19 protein-coding genes and 1 pseudogene are annotated in these 22,650 nt (G+C 70.1%); 10 read left to right on the top strand and 10 right to left on the bottom strand.

All coding sequences use genetic code 11. The features are described from left to right. Nucleotides 1-21 precede the first annotated feature (21 nt). The 3 genes and pseudogenes from STVA_RS28545 to STVA_RS28555 all read right to left on the bottom strand — a co-directional run. On the bottom strand, nt 22-264 hold the full coding sequence (locus tag STVA_RS28545) for an AMP-binding enzyme (RefSeq protein WP_420822827.1): 243 nt from the start codon (nt 262-264) through the stop codon (nt 22-24). A 137-nt stretch (nt 265-401) separates the two neighbouring features. Continuing rightward, the gene (locus tag STVA_RS28550) at nt 402-899 is read right to left on the bottom strand and encodes an AMP-binding protein (protein WP_420822828.1); all 498 of its coding nucleotides are present in this window, start codon (nt 897-899) and stop codon (nt 402-404) included. Between the two features lie 109 nt (nt 900-1,008). After that, nucleotides 1,009-1,650: pseudogene (locus tag STVA_RS28555) on the bottom strand (AMP-binding protein); the annotation flags it as partial. Nucleotides 1,651-1,711: 61 nt separating this feature from the next. Here STVA_RS28555 and STVA_RS06745 point away from each other — a divergent pair. After that, nucleotides 1,712-4,024: a molybdopterin-dependent oxidoreductase gene (locus tag STVA_RS06745; protein WP_123689365.1), complete on the top strand. Its 2,313-nt coding sequence runs from the start codon at nt 1,712-1,714 to the stop codon at nt 4,022-4,024. 17 nt (nt 4,025-4,041) lie between these two features. Here STVA_RS06745 and STVA_RS06750 read toward each other — a convergent pair whose 3' ends face one another. The 3 genes from STVA_RS06750 to STVA_RS06760 form a co-directional block, all read right to left on the bottom strand. Further along, nucleotides 4,042-4,965 carry a calcium-binding protein gene (locus STVA_RS06750; protein WP_142235688.1) on the bottom strand — a complete coding sequence of 308 codons (924 nt, stop codon included), beginning with the start codon at nt 4,963-4,965 and terminating at the stop codon, nt 4,042-4,044. 98 nt (nt 4,966-5,063) lie between these two features. Then, nucleotides 5,064-5,972 (bottom strand): calcium-binding protein, encoded by a 909-nt coding sequence (locus STVA_RS06755; RefSeq protein WP_123689363.1) that lies wholly within the window; start codon nt 5,970-5,972, stop codon nt 5,064-5,066. Between the two features lie 18 nt (nt 5,973-5,990). Further along, nucleotides 5,991-6,329, bottom strand: a complete 339-nt coding sequence (locus tag STVA_RS06760; RefSeq protein WP_123689362.1) for a c-type cytochrome — start codon at nt 6,327-6,329, stop codon at nt 5,991-5,993. 128 nt (nt 6,330-6,457) lie between these two features. On the opposite strand from STVA_RS06760, the gene STVA_RS06765 reads away from it, so the two are divergent. The 4 genes from STVA_RS06765 (at nt 6,458) to STVA_RS06780 (ending at nt 9,150) form a co-directional block, all read left to right on the top strand. Continuing rightward, the gene (locus tag STVA_RS06765; RefSeq protein ID WP_197735807.1) at nt 6,458-7,174 is read left to right on the top strand and encodes an SDR family NAD(P)-dependent oxidoreductase; all 717 of its coding nucleotides are present in this window, start codon (nt 6,458-6,460) and stop codon (nt 7,172-7,174) included. Between the two features lie 62 nt (nt 7,175-7,236). Continuing rightward, a complete protein-coding gene (locus tag STVA_RS06770) occupies nt 7,237-8,220 on the top strand; it encodes an ABC transporter ATP-binding protein (RefSeq protein WP_123689361.1) in 984 nt (327 codons plus the stop codon). A 40-nt stretch (nt 8,221-8,260) separates the two neighbouring features. Then, nucleotides 8,261-8,659, top strand: a complete 399-nt coding sequence (locus tag STVA_RS06775) for a hypothetical protein (RefSeq protein ID WP_123689360.1) — start codon at nt 8,261-8,263, stop codon at nt 8,657-8,659. A gap of 59 nt (nt 8,660-8,718) precedes the next feature. Beyond that, complete coding sequence (locus tag STVA_RS06780; protein WP_142235689.1) at nt 8,719-9,150, top strand: hypothetical protein; 432 nt, start codon at nt 8,719-8,721, stop codon at nt 9,148-9,150. 16 nt (nt 9,151-9,166) lie between these two features. Here the strand turns inward: STVA_RS06780 and STVA_RS06785 are convergent, their stop codons facing one another. The 4 genes from STVA_RS06785 to STVA_RS06800 form a co-directional block, all read right to left on the bottom strand. After that, a complete protein-coding gene (locus STVA_RS06785; protein WP_197735808.1) occupies nt 9,167-10,072 on the bottom strand; it encodes an ABC transporter permease in 906 nt (301 codons plus the stop codon). Continuing rightward, a complete protein-coding gene (locus tag STVA_RS06790; RefSeq protein WP_123689357.1) occupies nt 10,069-11,016 on the bottom strand; it encodes an ABC transporter permease in 948 nt (315 codons plus the stop codon). Before STVA_RS06790 ends, STVA_RS06785 begins: the two co-directional genes overlap by 4 nt. Nucleotides 11,017-11,077: 61 nt before the next feature. Continuing rightward, complete coding sequence (locus STVA_RS06795; RefSeq protein ID WP_123689356.1) at nt 11,078-12,859, bottom strand: ABC transporter substrate-binding protein; 1,782 nt, start codon at nt 12,857-12,859, stop codon at nt 11,078-11,080. Beyond that, nucleotides 12,856-13,917: an ABC transporter ATP-binding protein gene (locus STVA_RS06800; protein WP_123689355.1), complete on the bottom strand. Its 1,062-nt coding sequence runs from the start codon at nt 13,915-13,917 to the stop codon at nt 12,856-12,858. The genes STVA_RS06795 and STVA_RS06800 overlap by 4 nt, the downstream gene beginning before the upstream one ends. 172 nt (nt 13,918-14,089) lie before the next feature. Here STVA_RS06800 and STVA_RS06805 point away from each other — a divergent pair, with 172 nt between their 5' ends. From STVA_RS06805 to STVA_RS06825, 5 genes are all read left to right on the top strand, one after another. Beyond that, nucleotides 14,090-15,139: an HlyD family secretion protein gene (locus tag STVA_RS06805; protein WP_170216420.1), complete on the top strand. Its 1,050-nt coding sequence runs from the start codon at nt 14,090-14,092 to the stop codon at nt 15,137-15,139. Nucleotides 15,140-15,141: 2 nt separating this feature from the next. Then, on the top strand, nt 15,142-16,341 hold the full coding sequence (locus tag STVA_RS06810; protein WP_123689353.1) for an FtsX-like permease family protein: 1,200 nt from the start codon (nt 15,142-15,144) through the stop codon (nt 16,339-16,341). An 11-nt stretch (nt 16,342-16,352) separates the two neighbouring features. Beyond that, nucleotides 16,353-17,051, top strand: a complete 699-nt coding sequence (locus tag STVA_RS06815; protein ID WP_123689352.1) for an ABC transporter ATP-binding protein — start codon at nt 16,353-16,355, stop codon at nt 17,049-17,051. Between the two features lie 93 nt (nt 17,052-17,144). Beyond that, nucleotides 17,145-21,053 (top strand): hydantoinase B/oxoprolinase family protein, encoded by a 3,909-nt coding sequence (locus STVA_RS06820; RefSeq protein ID WP_123689351.1) that lies wholly within the window; start codon nt 17,145-17,147, stop codon nt 21,051-21,053. Further along, on the top strand, nt 21,050-22,642 hold the full coding sequence (locus STVA_RS06825) for an ABC transporter substrate-binding protein (RefSeq protein ID WP_123689350.1): 1,593 nt from the start codon (nt 21,050-21,052) through the stop codon (nt 22,640-22,642). Before STVA_RS06820 ends, STVA_RS06825 begins: the two co-directional genes overlap by 4 nt. The last annotated feature ends 8 nt before the right edge of the window (nt 22,643-22,650 follow it).

Raw genomic sequence — 22,650 nt, forward strand, 5'->3', positions numbered from 1 at the left:
GGCCGCGGCGGCCGGCGCGGGTCAGACCCCCCGCCGGTTCGCGGAGCCGGGCGCCGACTGCCGCGCGGCGACCATCTCCTGTAGCGCACGGCGATCGACCTTACCGATCTCGGTGCGCGGCAGGGCGTCCAGAATCAGGATCGCGGCCGGTGCGCGATCGGCGCCCAGCGTGTCACGGCAGTGGGCGAGAAGCTCGCCACTGGCGGCGGGCCGGTGCAGGATCACCGCTGCCAACGCCACGTGGCCGCGGATGGGGTGCGGCATGGCGAAGGCGGCCGCGTCGGCTACCGCGGGATGCGTGGCGAGCCGGCTCTCGATGTCCCGCGGGTAGACCTTTTGGCCGCCGATGATGATGAGGTCGTCGATGCGGCCGCACACCTCCAGTTCCCCCGTAGCGTCTATCAGGCCGCCGTCGCCCGGGTAGAACCAGCCGTTCTCGAAGCGGCTCGCCGCGCCCGCCACCGTGCGGTGGTAGCCTTGCGGGAAGTGCGGGTTCCGGAATCGCAGCGTGCCGACAGTCCCCGGTAGGCAGGGCTGCCCGCGATCGTCAACAACCTGCATCTCCACGGGTCCGGCCGGCCGGCGGTGGCCGGATTGCGCCTGATCTCGTCGGGCAGGGCCAGCGTCAGCGCTCCAACCTCGTTCGTCGCATAGACGGCGTAGATCTCGGGCGTGATACGCCGCATCACAGCTTGGCGGGCCGTGGGCTCCAGCGGCGCGGAACCCACCAGGATGCGCAGGCCCGGCAGCAACAAGGCGTCGTCCGATGTGGCGGCGAGCAGGTGCTTCAGGTGGGTCGGCGTCATGGTCGTCCAGGTGGCGCCAAGTTCGCCGATGGCGTGCTTGAGCGCATCGACCGAGCCCAGAGCGGATGGCACCGCGACCGAGCCGCCATGCATCAAAGAGCGTTCGGCCCAACTGCGACCGAAGCCGAACTGGAATCCGAGTGATCGCCAGATAGCGCTCGCCCGGCCCGACCGGCAACCGCGTCAGGGTGGTCTCGACCCGCGCGACATCATGGCCGTGCGATGTCACCACCAGCTTGGGAATTCCACCCGTCGTGCCGGACGAGCGCACGAGATAGCACGGTGTCTCCGGATCGGGCGGCGGCGGCAGCCTTGCCGCCCCTCCCTCCGCCGGCAGCCGGTCCAGCACGATGGCGGGCACACCAATGCCGATGGGCACGGGGGCACCGCCTGAGATTGCAACCCGGATTCCGCCTGCCTCCACAAGCCCCCGGGCGATCGCCGGCGGGTCTTCCGGCCCGACTATCAGTGCCGCCACGCCCAGGCGATGGCACGCGAGCATGAGGATGATGTCGATCACCCTGCTCCCCAGGACCAGCGCCACCGGCATCCCAGGGCCGATGCCGTGCCGTATCAACTCCGCCGTGGCCTGTTCGATCGCTCGTTGCAGGGCAGCGAACGTCAGCGTGCCGGCGGGGCTGACGATGGCCGGCGCACCGGGTTGCGATGCCGCATAAGCCTGGATTGCCGCGCCGTACCATTGATGTCGCAACCCCAACCCCCTTGCGGCTGCATCCACCCGCGATCTGCCCCGGCCGAATGGAGCGAATGGGACGCTACGCAGGGCGGTTAGGCAGGGCAAGGGTGAGACGAAGACTGCATTCCATGCCGGCCGCGAGCGCATGGCATCCGGCCGCGGGTCGTATTACCTTCGCGGCAGGGCCAGAGGCTGGAAGAGGAACGTGATGGCGCAGGATATCCGACGGGTCGCCCATTGCTCGCACTGGGGCGCCTTCGACCTGCTGGTCGCAGGCGGGCGGATCGTCGGGGTCGAGCCGATGGCCTTCGACCCGGCGCCGTCCGACATCATCGGCAGCGTGCCGGAATGGGCCGACCCGCGCCTGCGCATCGCCCAGCCGATGGTGCGCGCCGGCTGGCTGCGCAACCGCGAGCGCTCGGACGGGGCCGGGCGGGGGCGGGAGCCCTTCGTGCCGGTCGGCTGGGACGAGGCGCTGGACTTGGTCGCGGGCCAGGTCCTGCGCGTGCGCGACCGCTTCGGCCCGGCCTCGATCTTCGCCGGCTCCTATGGCTGGACGAGTGCCGGGCGCTTCCATCACGCGGCCACCGGGCTGAAGCGGCTGCTGGGCCTGGTCGGCGGCTACACCGGCCACGTCAACACCTACTCGATCGCCGCAGGGCCGGTGATCCTGCGCCATATTTTCGGCTCCGAGGACGCCTGCAACGGCGGCGCCAGCACGCTCGACACGGTGGCCGAGCATGCCGAGCAGGTGATCGTATTCGGGGCGCTGTCGCCGCGCACCGCCCAGACCGAGGCCGGCGGCATCGCCCGCCACACGCTGGAAGGGCACCTGAAGCGGCTGGCCGAGCGCGGCGCCCGCATCGTCCTGGTCTCGCCCGCGCGCGACGACCTGCCGGATTGGGTCCTGGCCGAATGGCTGCCGATCCGGCCCAACACCGACACCGCCCTGATGCTGGCGCTGGCCCAGGAGATCGTGGCCGGCGGGCGCAACGACCTGGAATTCCTGGCCCGCTGCTGCTCGGGCTCCGAGGCCTTCCTGGCCTACCTGTCGGGCGAAAGCGACGGGGTGCCCAAGGACGCGGATTGGGCCGCCCCCATCACCGGCATCGCCGCCGACCAGATCCGCCGGCTGGCATCCAGCCTGCCGGCCCGGCGCACCATGCTGACGGTGAGCTGGGCCCTGCAACGCGCCGACCATGGCGAGCAGCCGTTCTGGGCGGCGACCGGGCTGGCCGCGGTGATCGGCCAGATCGGCCTGCCCGGCGGCGGCGTCGGCTTCGGCTATGGCTCGCTGGGCGGGGTGGGCGCGCCCCAGGCGCGCTCGCAGGCGCCCGCCATGTCGGCCGGCGTCAACCCGACCGGCAGCTTCATCCCGGTCGCCCGCATCACCGACCTGCTGTCGCGGCCGGGCGAGGCCTTTGACTACAACGGCCGCAGCTACACCTATCCCGACACGCGGATGGTCTACTGGGCGGGTGGCAACCCCTTCCACCACCACCAGGACCTGAACCGCCTGCGCCGCGCCTGGCAGCGGCCCGAGGCGGTCGTGGTGCAGGAGCCGTTCTGGACGGCGACCGCGCGGCTGGCCGACATCGTGCTGCCGGCCACCACCTCGATCGAGCGCAACGACCTGTCGGGCAACCGCCGCTCGGACCATATCATCGCCATGAAGAAGGCGATCGAGCCGGTCGGCGGCGCGCGCGACGACTTCGCCATCTTCGCCGACCTGGCCCAACGGCTGGGCGTGGCCGACGCCTTCACCGAGGGCCGCGACGAGATGGGCTGGATCCGCCATCTCTACGAGGCCAGCCGCGAGGATGCCGCTGCCCGCTTCGCCCATGCAATGCCGGCCTTCGAGGAATTCTGGGTGCAGGGTTGGGCCGCCCTGCCGGTGCGCCCCGACTTCACCTATTTGGCCGAATTCCGCCAGGACCCGGCCGCCCATCGGCTGGCGACCGACAGCGGCCTGATCGTGCTGCACAGCCCGCGCATCGCCGGCATGGCCCATGCCGACTGTCCGCCGCACCCGAGCTGGGTGGAGCCGGCCGAGTGGCTGGGGGACGCCGGCGGTGCCGGCCGCTTCCACCTCGTCTCGCGCCAGCCGGTCGACAAGCTGCACAGCCAGCTCGACTATTCCAGCCGTAGCCAGGCCCTCAAGCAGGACGGGCGCGAGATCGCCTCCATCCATCCCGACGACGCCACGCGCCTCGGCATTGCCGCCGGCGACACGATCCGCCTGTGGAACGCGCGCGGTGCCTGCCTGGCCGGCGTCCGGGTCACCGATGGCGTCCGGCCGGGCGTCGTCATCCTGCCGACCGGGGCCTGGTACACGCCGGCCGACGACCGCGACGGTGCGCTCGACCTGGCCGGCAATCCCAACGTCCTTACGCTCGATAAGGGCACGTCGGCGCTGGGGCAGGGCTGCTCGGCGCACACCTGCATGGTCTCGATCGAGCGGGTGATGGCTCCCCCGCCGCTCGTCGCCGCGCCGCCGGCAATCGCCCGCGACGCGGCGTAGGGCTGGGAGGGGCCGCTTCAGTAGAAGAAGAAGTCCCCGGCCGAAATCTGGCTGGTGGTCAGGCTCTTGATCAGCACGGAGTTGCCGCCGCCGAAGTCGATGCCGGTCCCGTCCGCCTGCGGGATCAGCCGCCCCTGCAGGTCGGCGAAGCTGGCGATGCCGGTCCCGTTGATGTTGATCTGGATGCCGATCTGGTCGCCTTCGCTCTTGAAGAAGTCCTCGATCGCGTCGCGGCCGCTGCCGTCGCCGAAGGCGAAGAGGTCGCGGCCGTCGCCGCCCACCAGGACGTCGTCGCCGATGTCGCCGCGGATGTAGTCGTTGCCCGCACCGCCATGGACGAAATCGTCGCCCTTGCCGCCATAGGCATAGTCGTTGCCGTCGCCGCCCCGCACGTCGTCGTTGCCGAGGCTGCCGGTCAGGAAGTCGTCGGCCTTGTCGCCGGACACGGCGTCGTTGCCCTGGCCCCCATGCAGGCTGTCGTTGCCGTTGCCGCCGAAGACCTGGTCCTCGCCCTGGTTGCCGTTGATCTGGTCGTCGCCATGGCTGCCGGTCAGCAGGTCGTTGCCGTCGAAGCCCAGCAGCTTGTCGTCGCCCGCACCGCCCGCAATGGTGTCGTTGCCCGAGAAGATCGCCTGGCGCAGGCCAAAGCTGTCGAGCGCGGCCACCCGGTCGATATAGAGGCCGAGGTCGATGTTGAAGCCGACTCCTTCGTAGTTCAGGTCGGCGGAGTTGCCGATCGTCTCCTTCATCGAGCCGATGAAGCCCGAGGTCACCACCTGGTTCTGGCTGGTGAAGGCGCCGGTAAAGGTCTGGATCGTGCCGAGCGGTGTCTGCAACTGGACCGAGACCGCCGAGGCGGTGAACACATAGGGCGGTGTCAGCGGGTAGAAGCCGGCATTGACCGTCATGTCGATCGAGCCGTTGACGACGAGCGTTCCCATGGATCCCCCCTTGGTCGGGGCCACGCGACGGCGGCCCGCGCGCAGATGATCGAGCGCGGGCGGGGCTTTGGTCAATTGCCCGCGATGCGGGCGGCCGGCTACACGATCAGGAACAGATCGGCCGACACCTCGCCGCCCGGCAGATTGCGGATGAGGATGGAGTTGCCCTGGCCGAGGTCGACCACCTGCCCGTCTGGATGCAGGCGGGTGCGGACCAGCAGGTCGGCCGCCTCGTCGATGGCGGTGCCATTGACGAAGCGGGCGATGGCGATGCGATCGCCCTCGGCCGGGTTGAAGTCCTCGATCGAATCCCCGCCCGAGCCCGAGGCGAAGAAGAAGGTATCTGCACCCAGGTCGCCATAGAGCCCGTCGGTGCCGATGTCGCCCGACACGAAATCGTCGCCATCGCCGCCGCGCACCATGTCGTCGCCCTGGCCGCCATAGACGAAGTCATGGCCGTCCCCGCCCAGGACGAGGTCGCGGCCCAGGCTGCCGGTCGCCACGTCGTTGCCGGCGCCGCCATCGACCCGGTCGTCGTCGCGCCCGCCATGGATGGTGTCGTCGCCATAGCCGCCATCGACCGTGTCGCGGCCGCGGTTGCCGTTCAGGTCGTCCGGCCCGAAGCCGCCCTCGACGAAGTCGTCGCCGTCGAAGCCGAGCAGCCGGTCGCCGGACGTGCTGCCCAGCAGCGTGTCGTCGCCGGCGAACAGCGCAATGCGCAGGCCGAAGCCGCCGCTGGTGGCCAGGGCGGCCTCGTACTCGGCCACCGAAACGTCCAGGCCGGTGATGGAAAAGGCCTGGCTCGCGTCGATCGCATCGATGCTGCCGCCGGTCAGCTTGCCGTCGGCGGCATAGGTGAAGGTGCCGGTGATGAACTGCTGGTTGCCGGCCTTGTCGACCAGCTGGATCAGCCCGCCCGAGCGGGTGGAGACATGGGTTCCGGTCAGCGACCGCAACCCTTCGTTGGCCGCCATGTCGGCGGGAACATTGGTGACGAATAGGGCCATGTCCGTTCCGCTTGTCTGCTAGCGCTGCACCGAAGCCAGATAGGCGACGAGGTCGGCGATCTCCTCGATGGTGAAGTCCACGTCGACCATCGGCTTGGCGCCGTGGCCGATGCGGATGCCCTCGGCCAGGGCCTCGGCGATCGCGTCGGCTGGCCAGTCCTTGGTGATGCCGCGAAACGGCCTGGCGCTGGGGTTGGGGCTGGGGCCCGTGCCGGCGATGGAATGGCAGGACGCGCAGTGCTTCTGGGCCAAGGCAGCGCCGGCCTTGGCGCTGCCCTGGGCCGCGGCCGGCGGCGCGACCGGCAGCAGGGCCAGGCCGATACATGCCGCGCCGACCAAACAGGCTGTCCGCTTCATCGCCGTCCATCCGTTCTGGCGCACATGTGCTGGCGAATCCGCCAGTATGGGGACAAGTCTTGCACGGCGGCACCACCTCGGGAAACCTCGCGGGTGCGGCCAGGGTTGCCACGGGAAGGGATCAGGACATGGCGGACGGCGAGCAGGGGCGCGTGGCGATGATATCGGGGGCCAATCGCGGCATCGGCAATGCGGTGGCGCGGCGGCTCCATGCCGAAGGCTATCGCCTCAGCCTCGGCGTGCGACGGCCGTCGGCCTTCACCGATCGCGCCGGGCTGGAAGGCGGGGCGGACGTCGAACTCTTCGCCTACGAGGCGGCCGAGGCAGCACACGCGCCGCGCTGGGTCGAGCAGACGATGGCCCGCTTCGGGCGGATCGACGTGCTGGTCAACAATGCCGGCATCCATCGCAACGTAACGCTGGAGAGCGGCACGGATGCCGAGCTGGACGAGCTGCTCGACATCAACGTCAAGGCGCCGTTCCGCATGATCCGCGCCGCCCTGCCGCACCTGAAGGCGTCGGGCAGCGGGCGGGTGGTGAACATTTCCTCGATGTCCGGCAAGCGGGTGCGCAACCTGGCCGTCGGCTACCAGATGAGCAAGGCCGCGATGGTGACGCTGGCCCACGCCGTGCGCCGCATCGGCTGGGACAGCGGCGTGCGCGCCGTCGCCGTGTGCCCGGGCTATGTGCGCACCGACATGGCGGGCGGCCCGACCGCGCCACCGCGCGACCAGATGACCGATCCAGACGAGCTGGCCGGGCTGATCGCGGCCGTGGTCGGCCTGTCGAACACGGGCTCGGTCGCCGAACTCCTCGTCAACTGCCAGTACGAGCACATGCTCTGACCCGGCGCCGAAGGCTTGGCAGGATGTTTGCGTAGTCCCCCCTATCCTGGGGGAGACAGCGCATGGCGAGCCTTCTGGAGATCGAGAACCTGTCTGTTCGCTTCCCGGCCGGCGGGGCCGTGGTGCAGGCGGTCGACGGCGTCTCCTACTCCGTCGACGAGGGCGAGACGGTGGCGGTGGTCGGCGAAAGCGGCTGCGGCAAGTCCGTCCACGCCCTGGCGATGACGGGGCTGGTGCCGCGCCCGCCCGCCATCATCGGCGGCGCGGTGCGCTTCGCCGGCCGCGACCTCGCGACCCTGGAGGAATCGGAGCTGCGGCGCATCCGCGGGCCTGGCATCGGCATGGTCTTCCAGGAGCCGATGACCTCGCTCAATCCGCTGATGACGGTCGGCCGGCAACTGACCGAGCATATGCGCACCCATCTGGGCCTGTCGCGGCGGGCCGCGCGCGACCGCGCCGTCGAGCTGCTGGGACTGGTCGGCATCGGCGAGCCGGCCGCGCGCCTCGACCAGTACCCGCACCATTTCAGCGGCGGCATGCGCCAGCGCGTGATGATCGCGATCGCGCTCGCCTGTCGCCCGCGGCTCATCATCGCCGACGAGCCGACGACGGCGCTCGACGTCACCATCCAGGCGCAGATCCTGAAGCTGATGAAGGAGCTGACGCGCGAGATGGGCGTGGCGCTGGTCATCATCACCCACAATCTGGGGCTGGTCGCGCGCTACGCCGACCGCGTCAACGTCATGTATGCCGGCCGCATCGTCGAGCATGGGCGGGCAGCCGACATCTTCGCCGACCCGCGGCACCCCTACACCCGGGGCCTGCTTGCGTCGGTCCCGCGCCTCGACCGCCCGCGGACCGAGCGCCTGGTGCCGATCGACGGCCAGCCGCCGGATCTGTCGCGGCTGGACGGCGGTTGCAGCTACCGCCCGCGCTGCGGCTTCGTCACGGAAGCCTGCGCCCGCTCGCGGCCCGCGCTGGAGCCCGCAGGCGCCGCCCACGCGGCGGCCTGCTTCCACCCGGGGAAGATGCCGGCCGCCGCGTGAGTGCTGGACTTTCTGCCCGGAAAGTCCATATCTTTCGTCGATGGATGACGATCCAGTCGAAGTGGATGTCGTGGCCGCTTTTGGCGGCAGGGCCGACTATGGACAACGATTTGCCATCTATGTCCCGAACAAGGATCGCGATGGCTTGCCGGTAGCGCAGTCGAAATGGCTCAACGAGGCGTTGCAGTTGCTGAGCGCGGTGGGCGGCGGGGCAACGGCCATGCCGCCGGTGACCGGGGCCTGGCGCAACCCCGAGACCGGCATTCTCATCATTGAAGAGCCGGTCGTGGTCTACGCGTATGTCAAACCGGCGCTGTTCGTCGAGAGCCTCCCGGAACTGGCGGCATTCGTCCGGAGGATGGGACGAGAGACCAACCAGGGGGCGATAGCCCTGGAATTCGACGGAGACTTCTTCACGGTCGAAGAGTTCTCGGACTGATCATTGTTTGGGAGCCGGCGCGCGTCGGCCCCGAGGCAAGGGCAAGGAGGCCGGGCCAGATGGTGCAACCGACCGACAAGGTGCCAGGCGCAATGAAGCTTACGGCTCGGACTGCGCGCGGGCGGCTGAAGAATGTGTCGGCGATGCCAGGGCCGATCGCCGTCGATGATGTGGTCGAGGCGTTCGGCGGTCAGCGGCTGGGGCCGGTCTTCGGCAATGTCGAAGATCCCGGCATGCTGCTGGCCGTGCGCGATGAATTGATGCGGCGGCTGCGTTCGACCGGCGGGCGCCCCGGCCTGTCCGGGGACGCTTCCCCCCAACGGGTGCAGGTGTCGGCGGTCGATTGGCAGAAGATCGTCGCCATCGCCGATCATATCGAGGTGGGCCGCCACAAGCCGTCGCCGGCCCAGGTGGCAAGCATCCTGGTCCATCTTGCCTTGGAGCGGGTGACCGCCGCTGAAATCGACGACTGCATGCGGGCGGCGTCCTAGCCGCGCTACAGCCCGGCTACCCCGTCTCCTTCACGTCCAGCGCGTCGCGCAGCGCGTCGCCGACGAAGTTGATGCTGAGCACCGTCAGCATGATGAAGAGGCCGGGAAAGACGCCCAGCCACCAGGCGCGGGAGATGAAGGTGCGGCCTTCGGCCAGGATCAGGCCCCAGGTGGGCGTGTCGGCGTCGACGCCGAGCCCCAGGAAACTGAGGCCGGCCTCGGCCAGGATGGCGTAGGAGACGCTGACGGTCGCCTGCACGATGAGCGGCGCGCCGGCATTGGGCAGGACGTGCCGCAGCAGGATGCGCCAGTGCGAGCAGCCGACCGTGCGGGCGGCGTCGATGTACTGTTCCTGCTTGATCGTCAGCACCATGCCGCGGGCGATGCGCGCGAAGTCGTCGAGATAGGCGAGGCTGACGGCGATGATGACGTTCCAAAGGCCGGTCCCGAACACCGCCACCATGTAGACGGCGATGATGAAGTTCGGGAATGCCCATTGCAGGTCAATGTAGCGCATCACCACGAAGTCGATCCAGCCGCCGAAATAGCCGGCCAGCAAGCCCAGCGTCACCCCGATCACCAGCGAGATGGCGACCGTGCTGAGCCCGACCACGATCGACACGCGGGCGCCGGCGATGAGGCGCGAGAGCACGTCGCGGCCGAGGTCGTCGACGCCCAGCGGGTTGGACAGGCTGGGCGGCGACAGGGTCAGGTCGAACGAGGTCTCGGTCGGGTCGTAGGGCGACAGCATCGGCCCGAACAGCGCGCAGAACAGCAATAGCGCCAACATCACCAGGCCGAACTGCGCCTTGCGGTCGGTGCGGAACGGCCGCAGCCAGCGCCGCCGGGCGGGCGGCGGCAGGTCGTCCGCCGGATGGGCGGCCGGGGCCGGCGGGTCGAGGAGCAGGCTCTGGTCCATCATGAATACCGGATGCGCGGGTCGATGATCGTGTAGAGGACGTCCACCACCAGGTTGGCCCCGATGAAGATGGCCGAGACGGCCAGGATCGCCCCCTGCACCACGGGATAGTCGCGGTTGAGGATGCCCTCGATCAGCGTCCGCCCCAGGCCCTTGATGGCGAAGACGTTCTCCACCACCACCGTGCCGGCCAGCATCAGTGCGAGCGCTATGCCCATCACCGTGACGACGGGGATGAGCGCGTTGGGCAGGGCGTGGACCAGCAGGATGCGCCAGGTCAGCAGGCCCTTGGAGCGCGCGGTGCGCAGGAAGTCGGTCTTCAGCACCTCGATCATCGACGAGCGGATCATGCGGGCGATGATGGCCGAGAAGGTGGTGCCGGCCGCGATCGCGGGCATGATGAGGTGCGACAGCCAGGGCCAGAACCCCTCCGACATCGGCGAATAGCCGATCGCCGGCAGCCATTGCAGGTTGGCCGCGAAGAGGATGATCAGGAGGATCGCGAACCAGAAGTCGGGCATCGACAGGCCGAGGAAGGCGACCAGCGTCAGCGCGTTGTCGGCCGGGCTGTTCTTGCGCATGGCGGCGATGATGCCGGCCGGCACGGCGATGACGCAGGCGACCACGAAGGACAGGCCGGCAATCGACAGCGTTCGCGGCAGCGCCTCGGCCAGGAGCTGGCGCACCGGCACCTGGCTGCCATAGATCGAGCTGCCGAAATTGCCGTGCAGCAGTTGCCACAGCCAGCGCGCGTACTGGTCGACCAGCGGCACGTCCATGCCCAGGGCCCGGCGCAGGTCCTCGGCCGCGGCCGGGTCGCCGGAATCGAACATCATCGCCGCCAGCGGGTCGCCGGGCACGGCCCGCATCATGAAGAAGACGAGGGTGGCGACCGCCCACATCACGAGCAGCGCCCCTAATATCCGCCGGGTCAGGTAGCCCGCCATCGCGATCTCTCCCCGCTCGTCTGCGCGGCCGGGGACGCCCGCCCCCGGCCGCGCCTGGTTGTCAGGAGAGCGTCGTGCGGTCGAGGTCGACCAGCGCCGGGATCTTGCTGGCGTCGGGGAAGTTCACCTGCTTGCGGTGGATGAGGATCGTCGCCGGGTGGTAGAGGAAGGCCGAGGCCACCTTGTCGGACGTGATACGGTCGGCCTTCTGCACCAGGGCGCGGCGCTTCTCCAGGTTGCCTTCCACCCGCTGCTCCTCGATCAGGGCATCGGCCTCCTTGTCGGAGAAATAGCCGAACGGATACTTGGCCTTGTCGCGCTTCTGGCCGTTGAAGAGCGAGGAGGTCTGCATCCAGTCGACGATGGCGTCGTCGGGGTCGTAGTCGCCGCCGCTGCCGATGCGGACCATGTCCCATTCCATGGTCGAGAACTCGTCGAGCGCCACCGGGATGTCCTTCACCACCGGCTCCAGCTCGATGCCGATGTTGCGCTTCAGGATGGCGCGGATCACCTCCACCTGGCGGCGCATCGGCGGCGTCAGCAGCACCTTCAGGCGCGGGAAGCCCTTGCCGTCCGGATAGCCGGCCGCCGCCATCAGGCGCTTGGCCTCGGCCAGGTCGAAGCGCTGCAGGCTGGCCTTGCCCAACTCCTTGTCGAAGTAGAAGGCCATGGCCGGGTTGACGGAGCCGTGCGCGGGCGTGCCGCGGCCGAACTCCGCCTGTTTGATGAAAAGCTCGCGGTCGATCGCCTTGGCGATGGCCAGGCGGACCATGAAGCCCTTCTCCTTCATCAGCTCGGCCATCGGCTTGTCGAAGCTGGAGACCTTGAAGGGCTCGCGGTGCGGGTTGAGCCAGATGGATTCGAAGCCGGGCGAGGGCTGGATGTTGACGACCAGGTCCTTGTTGGCGACCAGCCGGTCGATCAGCTCGGGCGCGATCTGGCCGCCGCCGATGAGCTGGATGTCGCCCGCCTCGATCGCGGCCGCCAGTGGTTCGGCGTCGAGGATCGGCTGGATGATGACGCGGTCGAGCTTCGGGCGCTCCGGGTCGTAATATTTATCGAACTTCTCCAGCGTCAGGTTCTGGGCGAGCACGTGCTGGGTGATGCGGAACGGACCGGTGCCGACGGGCATGAGGCCGTGGGCGGATTCGCCCATCTTCTCGATGGCCGTCTTGTTGAGGATGGTCAGCACCCGGCCGCTCGAGCGCTCGGTGGTCTTGACCAGGAAGGATGCCTGCGGGCCCACAAGCTTGAAGCGCACCTTGTGGGAGCCCAGCTTCTCCACCCCCCGGACGTTGCCCAGCGCCCGGGAATGGATGGAAACGGCCGGGTTCTTGGACCGCTCGTAGGTGAAGATGACGTCGTCGGCGGTGAAGGGCTCGCCGTTGTGGAAGGTCACGCCCTCGCGCAGGTTGAAGGTGTATTCGGTGCCGTCGGCCGACAGTTCCCAGTCGCGGGCGAGGTCTGCCTCGGCGATCAGCTCGGCATTGATGTGGGTCAGGCCGGACAGGACGTTCGACGTGATCTGGAATTGCAGGACCTGGTTCATCTTGGCCGGGTCCAGCGTGGTGATCTGGCCGACCCCGGCCCAGCCGCATTTCAGCGTGCCGCCGGCCTTGCCCTGGGCCATCGCCGGGCCACGCGGCAGCAGGTGGGCGACCGTCAGCGTGCCCGCCGCCGCCATCAGGCGCAGCACGGCGCGCCGGCCGATCTGTGGCCCAGCCATGTCGGCGCGCGACAGGCCGACCAGCGGGTCGCGCGGGTCGAAATCATGGGCATCGTCCCAGGCGGCCCGCATCGCGGCGGCCGTGGGGGGTGCGGAACGGTCGTGGTGATCCGTCATGGCGCTACTCCTTCGCAGGCGGGGGCTGGTGGGACGGGGGCGCCGGCCCGGATGCAGGCGGCGAAATGATCGGGGCCCATGGCGCGCGGCGGCGGGGCCGCTGCCGCGCAGGCCGGGATGGCGACCGGGCAGCGCGGATGGAAGACGCAGCCCGATGGCGGGTTGACGGGGCTCGGCACCTCGCCCGGCAGGGGCTCGGGCTGGCGCAGGGCCTCGATCGCGGGGTCCGGCACCGGCACCGCCGACAGCAGCGCGCGGGTGTAGGGATGGGCCGGGCGGTCGAACAGCGCATCGGCGTCGCCCTGCTCGACCAGGCGGCCCAGATACATGACGCCGACCCGCCGGCAGAGATGGCGCACCACGCCCAGGTCGTGGGCGATGAAGAGGTAGGTCAGGCCGAATGCCTGCTGCAGTTCCTCCAGCAGGTTCACGATCTGCGCCTGGACCGAGACGTCGAGCGCCGACACCGCCTCGTCGCAGACGATGAGGTCGGGCTTCAAGGCCAGCGCCCGGGCGATGCCGACGCGCTGGCGCTGGCCGCCCGACATCTCGTGCGGGTAGCGCTGGCCGATCCGCCGCGGCAGGCCGCAGATGTCGAGCAGGTGGTGGATCTCGCGGTCGCGCGCCGCGCGATCCAGCCCCATGCCATGGACGATGAAGGGCTCGGCCAGGATGTCGCCCACCGTCATGCGCGGGTTGAGCGAGGAGTAGGGGTCCTGGAAGATCGCCTGGACCCGCCGGCGGAAGTTCTTCAGCCGGCTGCCGCCCAGTCGGGTCACGTCCTCGCCGTCGAAATGGATGGTGCCGCCCGTGGGCTCCAGCAGCTTCAACAGCGTGCGGGCGATGGTGGTCTTGCCGCAGCCGGACTCGCCGACTAGCCCGAAGGTCTCGCCGCGGCGGATCGAGAAGGAGACCCCGTCGACCGCGCGCACGCGGGCCACCTCGCGCCGGAAGATCTGGCCCCGCATGACCGGGAAATGCACGGCCAGGCCCTGCACCTCGATCCGCGCCGCGGACCCGGCATCGCTCGCTGACGTCGTCGCCGTGACACCCTCCATCGCGTGAATGGGAAACGGGGCCGTCGATCGTCCGCTTGTTCGGTCGGGGGACTTGGGTGCGGTGCAGCAAGAAGCGGGCCAGCATCGGACAGGCCCATCTGCGCGGCTTGCGCGCTTTCAGGCGGCGTCGTACCAACGCGGGCAACGGGGATCCCAACGACAAGGACGCCGGTTGCCCTCGACTTCCGCCCGCCGACGCTGGGTCGTCCTGTTCCTGCTGATCCTGGCGACGGTCGGGGCCGGTGCTGCCGCGCTCTACCAGCGCGATCGGCCGCAGGCTGCGTCGCCGCCTGCGGCGCCCCTGCCATTGCTGTTCCGCGGCCGGATCGAGCCCGTGGGCGGCATTCATCAGGTGGGCGCGCACGGCGCCGCGCCGACCGAGACCCTGGCGGTGCTGGCGGTGGCCGAGGGCGACCGGGTCCGCCTGGGCCAGGTGCTGGCCCGCCTGTCGAGCGAGCCGGCCGCCCGGGCGGCGCACGCCAGCGCGGTGGCTGCCGTCGCGGTGGCCGAGCGCCGGCTGGAGAATGTGCGCCGCCCCTGGAAAGACGCCGACCTGGAGGTCTCGCGCGCGGCGGTGCGGGCGCGGGCGGCAGAGTACGAGCTGGCCGACCGCCAGCAGCGGCGCAGCGACACGCTGCAGGCCCGCGGCGTGACCTCGCTGGTCGACCAGGACGTGCGTGCGACCGAGGTGCGCACCGCGCGTGCCCGGCTGCGCGAGGCCGAGGCCAACCTGGCGGCCATCGAGCAGGTCCCGGCGACCCGCATCGCGCTGGAGGAGGCCATGCTGGCCGAAGCCCGGGCACGCGCCGACGAGGCAGCAGCCCGGCTGGCGCTGGCGGTGGTGGTTGCACCGACCGACGGCACCGTGCTTGCCATCCACGCGCGCGCCGGGCAGGCGCTGGGGCAGGGGCCGGGCGGCGGCCCCATCCTCGACCTGGCAGATCTCTCGCAGCTCAAGATCGTGGCCGAGGCCGACGAGCGGTTCGTGCCCCGCCTGCGCGCAGGGCAGAAGGCGACCGTCCGCCTGCGCACGGGCGATGGGCGGTGGACGGCCGCGGTCGCGCGCATCGGCAGCCGGGTCGAGCTGGTGACCCGGCCCTCGGCCGACGCGGTCAGCGGCATCGAGGCGCGCTTCGTGGCGATCGACCTTGCGCCGGATGGCGCAGCCGCCCCCTTGCCGGCCGTGGCCGGGATGGAAGTCATCGTCCGTTTCGAGCCGTGAGGATGGCCCTCCGGGCGGAGACGCGGGACCGGCTGGCCTTCGCGCTGCGCCTGGCATTTCGCCAGACCTCCAGCCGCGCCCGGCGCAGCGTGGCGGCCTTCCTCGGCATCGCCGGCGGGCTGGTCCTGGTCCTGGTCCAGCTCGGCTTCCAGAGCGCGCTCTACGATAGCGCGGTGCGCCTGCACCAGGTGCTGGACGGCGACCTCGTCATCGTCGCGCCGGAGTTCCAGGCGTTGCAGGGCCTGACCTGGATCGACCGCGCGACCCTGGAACGGGCGGCCGGGCACCCGCAGGTGCAGTCGGTGCGCCCGCTGGTGATGACGCAGTTGATGGTCCGCAACGTCGAGAACGACCGCTTCGTCATCATCCTGGCGCTCGGCATCGACGTCGACGCGCCGGCGGTCGCGCTGGACCGCTTCGGACCGCAGGCGGCCGACCTGCGGCTGCCCGGGCGGGTGTTGTTCGATGCCGCCTCGCAGCCGATGTACGGGCCGGTGGTCGAGCGCCTCGCCCGCGACGGCGAGGTGGAACTGGTCACCGCCAGCCCGCAGCGTGCCCGCCAGCGTGCCTTCGTCGTCACCGGCCTCTATCGCCTGGGGGCGACCATCGTCTTCCCGGGCGGCATGCTGGCCGGCATCGACACCCTGCTGGACGCCATCGGCCAAAGCCGCGAGCGGGTGAACATCGGCATCCTGCGCCTGGCACCCGGGGCCGATGGGGCGGCCGTCGCCCGCGACCTGCGCCTGGCCCTGTCGCCCGAGGTCGACATCGAGACGAAGGCCTCGTTCGTCGCAAGGGAGCGGCGCTTCTGGAGCCAGGAGACGCCGATCGGCTTCCTTTTCGACATGGGGGCGGTGATCGGCTTCATCATCAGCGCGGTCTTCGTCTACCAGGTGCTCTACCAGATGATCGACGAGAGCATCGCCGAGTACGCCCTGCTGAAGACGCTGGGCCACGGCCGCGCCTTCTTCCTGGTGGTGGTGCTGGCGACGGCGGCGATGATCCTGCTGGCGTCCCTGCCGCCGGCCCTGGTGGTGGCGTCGGCCGTCTACTGGATCTGCGGGGCGGCGACCCAACTGCCGGTCGAGCTGACCGTGGGCCGGGTCCTGGTCGTCGCCGGCTTCGGCATGGCGATCGCCATGCTGTCGGGGCTGATCGCGGTACGCCGCCTGGGCCGCGCCGACCCCGCGGCCCTGCTGTGACGGGGGCAGCCATGAACGTGCTGGCCATCTCGGGCCTGTCCTACGGCTTTCGCGGGCCGCAGGGCGAGGTGTCGGTGCTGCACGGCCTCGACCTCGCCGTGGCGCCGGAGGAGATCGTCATCGTCACCGGCCCGTCCGGCTCGGGCAAGTCGACGCTGCTGTCGCTGGCGGGCCTGCTGCGCCGACCGCCGCCCGGCACGGTGCATCTCTTCGGCGTCGATGTCGGCACGGCGGGGGAGGCCGCGCTGGGCGCCCTGCGCGGCCGCATGCGCTTCGTCTTCCAGAAGAGCTATCTCGTCGCCGGCCTGACGGTGCTGGAGAACGTGATCGCCAGCCTGGTGGCGCTGCCGGAGACGAACCGCCGCTTCGACGACATCCGCGCCCGCCGGATGCTGGAGAATGTCGGCCTGGCCGACAAGGTCGGCGCCTATCCCCACCAGCTCTCCGGCGGCCAGCAGCAGCGGGTCGCGGTCGCCCGGGCCCTGGTGGCGCTGCCCGAACTGCTGATCGTCGACGAGCCGACCGCGGCCCTCGACCGCGAGGCCGCCCGCATCGTCGTCGACCAGATCCGCCTGCTGACCCAGACCATGGGCTGCGGCGTGCTGATGACGACCCATGACGACCGCATCATGGACGTGGCGACCCGCCGCCTGCACCTGGCGGACGGTCGCCTGTCCCAGCCGCCCGGGGAATGGCACGCGCCGTGCTAGCCTCTGGTGCCCCGCCCCGTCGCCTTGCGACACCGTCGATCGAACGATAGGGTTTTGGGGCTACGCATTCCTTCCCCACAAGGAACCGGACCGATGAACGAGACCACGTCCGCCGCGCGCTACCGGCTCGGCTTCGACATCGGCGGCACCTTCACCGATTTCGTGCTGCTGGATGCCGCCAGCGGGGCCATCCGCCTGCACAAGTGCCTGACGACGCCGGAAGACCCGGCCGAGGGCGCGCTGGCCGGCATCCGCGCGATCACGGCCGAGGCCGGCATTGCCGTCGCCGACCTGGGCGAGCTGCTGCACGGCACGACGCTCGTCACCAACGCGCTGATCGAGCGGCGCGGGGCGATGCTGGGCCTGCTGACGACGCGCGGCTTCCGCGACACGCTCGAATTCGGGGTCGAGCAGCGCTACGACATCTACGACCTGTTCCTGCAGTTCCCCGACCCGCTGGTGCCGCGCCGCCGCCGGCTGGAGATCACCGAGCGCATCGCCCATGACGGCCGCGTGGTAGAGCCGCTGGACGCCGACGCCGTCCGCGCCGAGGGTGCGCGCCTGGTGGCCGAGGGCTGCACGGCCATCGCCGTCTGCTTCCTCCATTCCTATGCCAACCCGGCGCACGAGCAGGCGGCGGGCCGCATCCTGCGCCAGGCCTTCCCCGGCATCGCCGTCAGCCTGTCGTCGGAGGTGGCGCCCGAGATCCGCGAGTACGACCGCTGCGCCACCACCTGCGCCAACGCCTTCGTGCAGCCGCTGATGGACCGCTATATCGGCCGGCTGCTGCGCGAGCTGGAAGGGCAGGGCTTTGCCGGCGTGCTGCGCCTGATGCAGTCGGACGGCGGGCTGTGCACGCCCGAGGTCGCGCGCGCCTTCCCGATCCGGCTGCTGGAATCCGGCCCGGCCGGCGGCGCGCTCGCGACCGTGCTGTTTGCCCGCGAGGCGGGGCTGCCCGATGCGATTGCCTTCGACATGGGTGGCACGACTGCCAAGTCCTGCCTGATCGAGGGCGGCCGGGCCGAGATCGCGCCGATGATGGAGACCGCCCGCGTCCATCGCTTCAAGCGCGGCTCCGGCCTGCCGATCAAGGCGCCGGTCGTCGACATGATCGAGATTGGCGCCGGCGGTGGCTCATTGGCCGGCATCGACGAGACGGGCCTGCTGAAGGTGGGGCCGCGTTCGGCCGGCGCGGAGCCAGGACCGGCTTGCTACGGCAAGGGCGGCACCGAGGCGACCGTCACCGACGCCAACCTGCTGCTCGGCTACTACGACCCCGGCTTCTTCCTGGGCGGCACGATGACGCTCGACCGGGCGGCGTCGGAGGCGGCACTGGCCGGGCTGGGCGAGAAGCTCGGCCTGTCGGCGATGGAGACGGCCTGGGGTATCCACGCCGTGGTGTGCGAGGCGATGGCGTCGGCCGCGCGCGTCCACCTGATCGAGAAGGGGCGCGACCCGCGGCGCTACGCGATGGTGGGCTTCGGCGGTGCGGGTCCTGCCCATGCCGCGCGCGTCGCCCGCATCCTGGGCATCGCCGAGGTGCTGATCCCGCCCGCATCGGGTGCGGCTTCCGCGCTGGGCTTCCTCACAGCGCCACTGGCTTTCGAGCAGTCGCGCTCGGCCCTGACGTCGCTCGGTCCCGACGCCGACTGGGCCGCGGTCGACCGTACGCTGGCGGCCCTGGAGGACGAGGCGCGCGGCCGCCTGCGCGCGGCCGGCGTCGCCGATGCCGCGATGCGGGTCGAGCGTTCGGCCGACATGCGCATGGCCGGCCAGCTCCACCAAATCCTGGTGAAGCTGCCGGACGGCGCCATCGGCGCCGGCTCGCTGGCCGAGATCCGCGCCCGCTTCGTCGAAACCTATCGCCAGCTCTATGCCCGTCATGTCGAGGGGCCGGAGATCGAGATCCTGTCCTACCGCGTGCGCGTGTCCTCGCCCGAGCCGGCGGTCGCCCTGTCGGGCGCCGTTGCCGGCGGCGAGGCAGCCGGCGATGCGCGCAAGGGCAGCCGGACCGCGTGGTTCGACGGTGCCTCCTACGACACGCCGGTCTATGACCGTTACCGCCTGCGCGCGGGCGACACGGTCGAGGGGCCGGCCATCATCGAGGAGCGCGAGGCCACGACCGTGATCGGCCCCGGCGACCGGCTGACCATCGACCGCGCCTTCAACCTGCGCATCGCGGTGGGCGAGGTGGTGCGGCCCGCGGCCCTGGTCACCGGCGGCATGGCCTTGGCCGACGCCATGGCGCGCATCGAGGCAGACCCGATCGGGCTCGAGATCATGTGGTCGCGCCTCATCTCCATCGTCGAGGAGATGTGGCAGACGGTGCGGCGCACCGCCTATTCGCTGATCATCTCGGAAAGCCAGGACTTCGCCAACGAGATCCTGGATGCCAAGGGCAACCCGCTGGCCCATTCGCCGCGCTCGATGCCGCTCTTCAACCTGACGCTGACCCGCTGCGTGCAGGCGCTGCTCGAGCATTTCCCGCCCGATACGCTGGCCGACGGCGACGTGCTGATCACCAACGACCCGTGGCTCTGCGCCGGGCACCTGTTCGATATAGCACTGGTCACGCCGGTGTTCCGCGACGGTCGGATGGTGGCGCTGATGGCGACGGTCGGCCATGTCAGCGACATCGGCGGCGTGAAGGACCCGCTCAGCGCGCGCGAGATCTATGACGAGGGCGTGCTGATCCCGCCGATGAAGCTCTACGACCAGGGCCGGCCGGACCGCTCGCTGCTGACCATGCTGGCCAGCAACATCCGCAACTCCGACCAGGTGCTGGGCGATATCCAGTCGCTGATCACCGCCAACGCGCTGGGCGGCCAGCGCCTGCTGGCCTTCATGGACGAATACGGGCTGGACGATGTGGGCGCGCTCGCGGCCGTGGTCCAGGGCCGCAGCGAGGCTGCCACCAGGGCCGCCATCCGCGCGGTGCCGGACGGCGTCTACGAGAGCGAGATCGAGAACCGGCCGCTGGGCGAGGTGCTGCGCTACAAGGTCCGCGTCCACAAGACGGGCGAGGAAATCCGCGTCGAGCATGTCGATGCGCCGCGCCAACTGCCGCGCGGCGGGCTCAACTGCACCATGAACGTCACCATGGGCCATTCCAGCTACCCGCTGAAATGCATGCTGACGCCGAACGTGCGCGGCAATGCCGGCTGCTACCTGCCGATCACCGTCACCGCGCCGCCCAATACCGCGCTCAACTGCGACCGCACGGCCGCGGTCGCCCACCGGACGCGGGTGTCCTGGTACATCGGCCCCAACCTCTACCGCGCCCTGGCGCCGGCGATGCCGGACAAGGTGCAGGCCTTCACCGGCCTGCCCAAGGCGTTCGGCTTCTATGGGCGGAACTCGCTGGGCCGGGTGGCGTCGGACCATTTCTTCATGGGCGGCGGGCAGGGGGCCTCGCTCGCCCGCGACGGCAAGTCCGGCCTGCTCTACCCGACGTCCGCTGCCAACACCCCGGTCGAGCTGCTGGAAAGCCGCATGCCGGTGCTGGTCCTGGAAAAGTCGCTGGTCGCCGATTCCGGCGGGCCCGGGCGCCAACGCGGCGGCCTCGGCCAGCGCATGCGCGCCCGGCGCCTGGATGGTGGCACCGAGCCGATCACGGTCGGCCTCTTCGTCGAAGGCTGGGGCATCACCCATGAGGGGCTGTTCGGCGGCCAGCCGGCGGGCGCTGCCTATGCCGGTGTGCGTTCGCCCGCACCCGACGGCTGGCGCGACACCGGGGCGGGCGAGATGGTCAGCCTCTTCGACGACCGCACCCAGATCGAGGCGCAGATCGCCGGCGGCGCCGGCTACGGCCCGCCGGCCGAGCGCGCGCTGGAGGCGATCGCCGCCGACATCGAGGACGGCTACGTCAGCCGCGAGGGGGCGACGCGCGACTATGGCTGCATTTTCGACGCCGACGGCCGCATCGACCCGGCCGCCAGCCGACCGCGGCAAACGAACAAGACCGACAGGGATGCCGTCACCACCACGGGGATTGAACGATGAAGAACAAGGTCAGCCGCCGCCACTTCCTCCAGGGTGCGGCAGCACTGGGCGCGCTGGCGCCCTTCTCCAGCGTCGCGTTCGAGCGCGACGGCAGCCGCAAGATCCTGGTCTTCTCCGGCAACCAGGCCGTGCCGGTGCTCGACCCGCACTGGCGCTACGACTGGTCGACGCGGATGATCCAGCAGTCTGTCTATGACGGGCTGCTGAAATATGTCGGCACGCCGCCCAAGATCGTGCCGTGGCTGGCCGAGAAGTACGAGGCCTCGCCCGACGGCAAGACCTACACCTTCACCCTCGTGCGCAACGCCAAGTTCCACAATGGCGACCCGGTCGATGCCGAGGCCGTGCGCTATTCCTTCCAGCGCGGGCTGAAGATGAATGCCGGCGTCGCCTGGATGCTGAAGGATTTCCTGAAGCCCGAGAACATCGTCGCCGTCGATTCGCACACGGTGAAGTTCACGCTCGACCGGCCCTTCGCGCCCTTCATCACCTATGTGCCCTGGTGGTACATCGTGAACCCCAAGCAGGTGATGGCCAACGAGGTCGACGGCGACCTCGGCAAGAAATGGATGACCGAGAACGACGCCGGCTCCGGCCCGTTCAAGCTGCGCCGCTTCGACGCCACCTCGCTCATCCACATGGACACCGTGCCGGACTACTGGAACGGCTGGCCGATGGGCGATGCCAAGCGCCTGTCGGGCGTCATCTATCGCATCATCCGCGAGAGCGCGCCGCGCAAGGCAGCCCTGCAGCGCCGCGAGGTCGACATCATCGCCGGCGTGACGCCGGACGATTTCGGCCAGTTGGAGAAGCTGCCGGGCGTCAAGCTGGCGAACTTCCCCGGCTTCACCAGCTTCGGCATCAAGTTCAACTGCCAGGTCGGCCCCACCGCCGACGTCAACGTCCGCAAGGCGATCGCGTTCGCCTTCGACTATGACGCGGTGCTGGCCATCCACAACGGCCTGGCCGAGCTGATGACCAGCCCGTTCCCGACGCCCATCACCGGGCACATCGCCGTCCCCGGCATCCCGCGCAAGGACCTCGACAAGGCCAAGGAGTTCCTGAAGAAGAGCGCCTATCCCGACGGCGGCTTCGAACTGGAATATGTCCACGTCCAGGGACTGGAGGATCCGCGCCGCATCGGCCTGTCGCTGCTGGATTCGCTGCGGCCGCTCAACATCAAGGTGAACATCGTCGCCCAGCCCTGGCCGACGATGACCGCGCGCGCCGGCAAGCCGGAGACCGCGCCCAACATGATGTCGGTCTACGTCACCCCGGTCGGCACCGACCCCGACACCGTCGCCTTCCAGTACCATCGCGATTCCTGGGGCCTCTATTACGGCGTCAGCCACTACGAGAACCCGGCCGTGTGGAAGCTGATCGCGGACGCCCGCGGCGAGACCGACGAGAAGAAGCGGCTGGAGATGTATGCCGAGATCCAGCGCGCCATCGTTGCCGACCAGCCGGAGATCTTCGGCATGATGGCCAACCGCATCTGGGGCATGCGCGACTACCTGAAGGACTTCGAGTACAGCCCCGTGCGCTCCACCAGCGAGGTCGACTTCTATCCCATGTGGATCGATGCCTGATCGGCGGG

Origin of the sequence: Stella humosa, from assembly GCF_006738645.1 — a bacterium.
Taxonomy (GTDB): Bacteria; Pseudomonadota; Alphaproteobacteria; order ATCC43930; family Allostellaceae; genus Allostella; species Allostella humosa.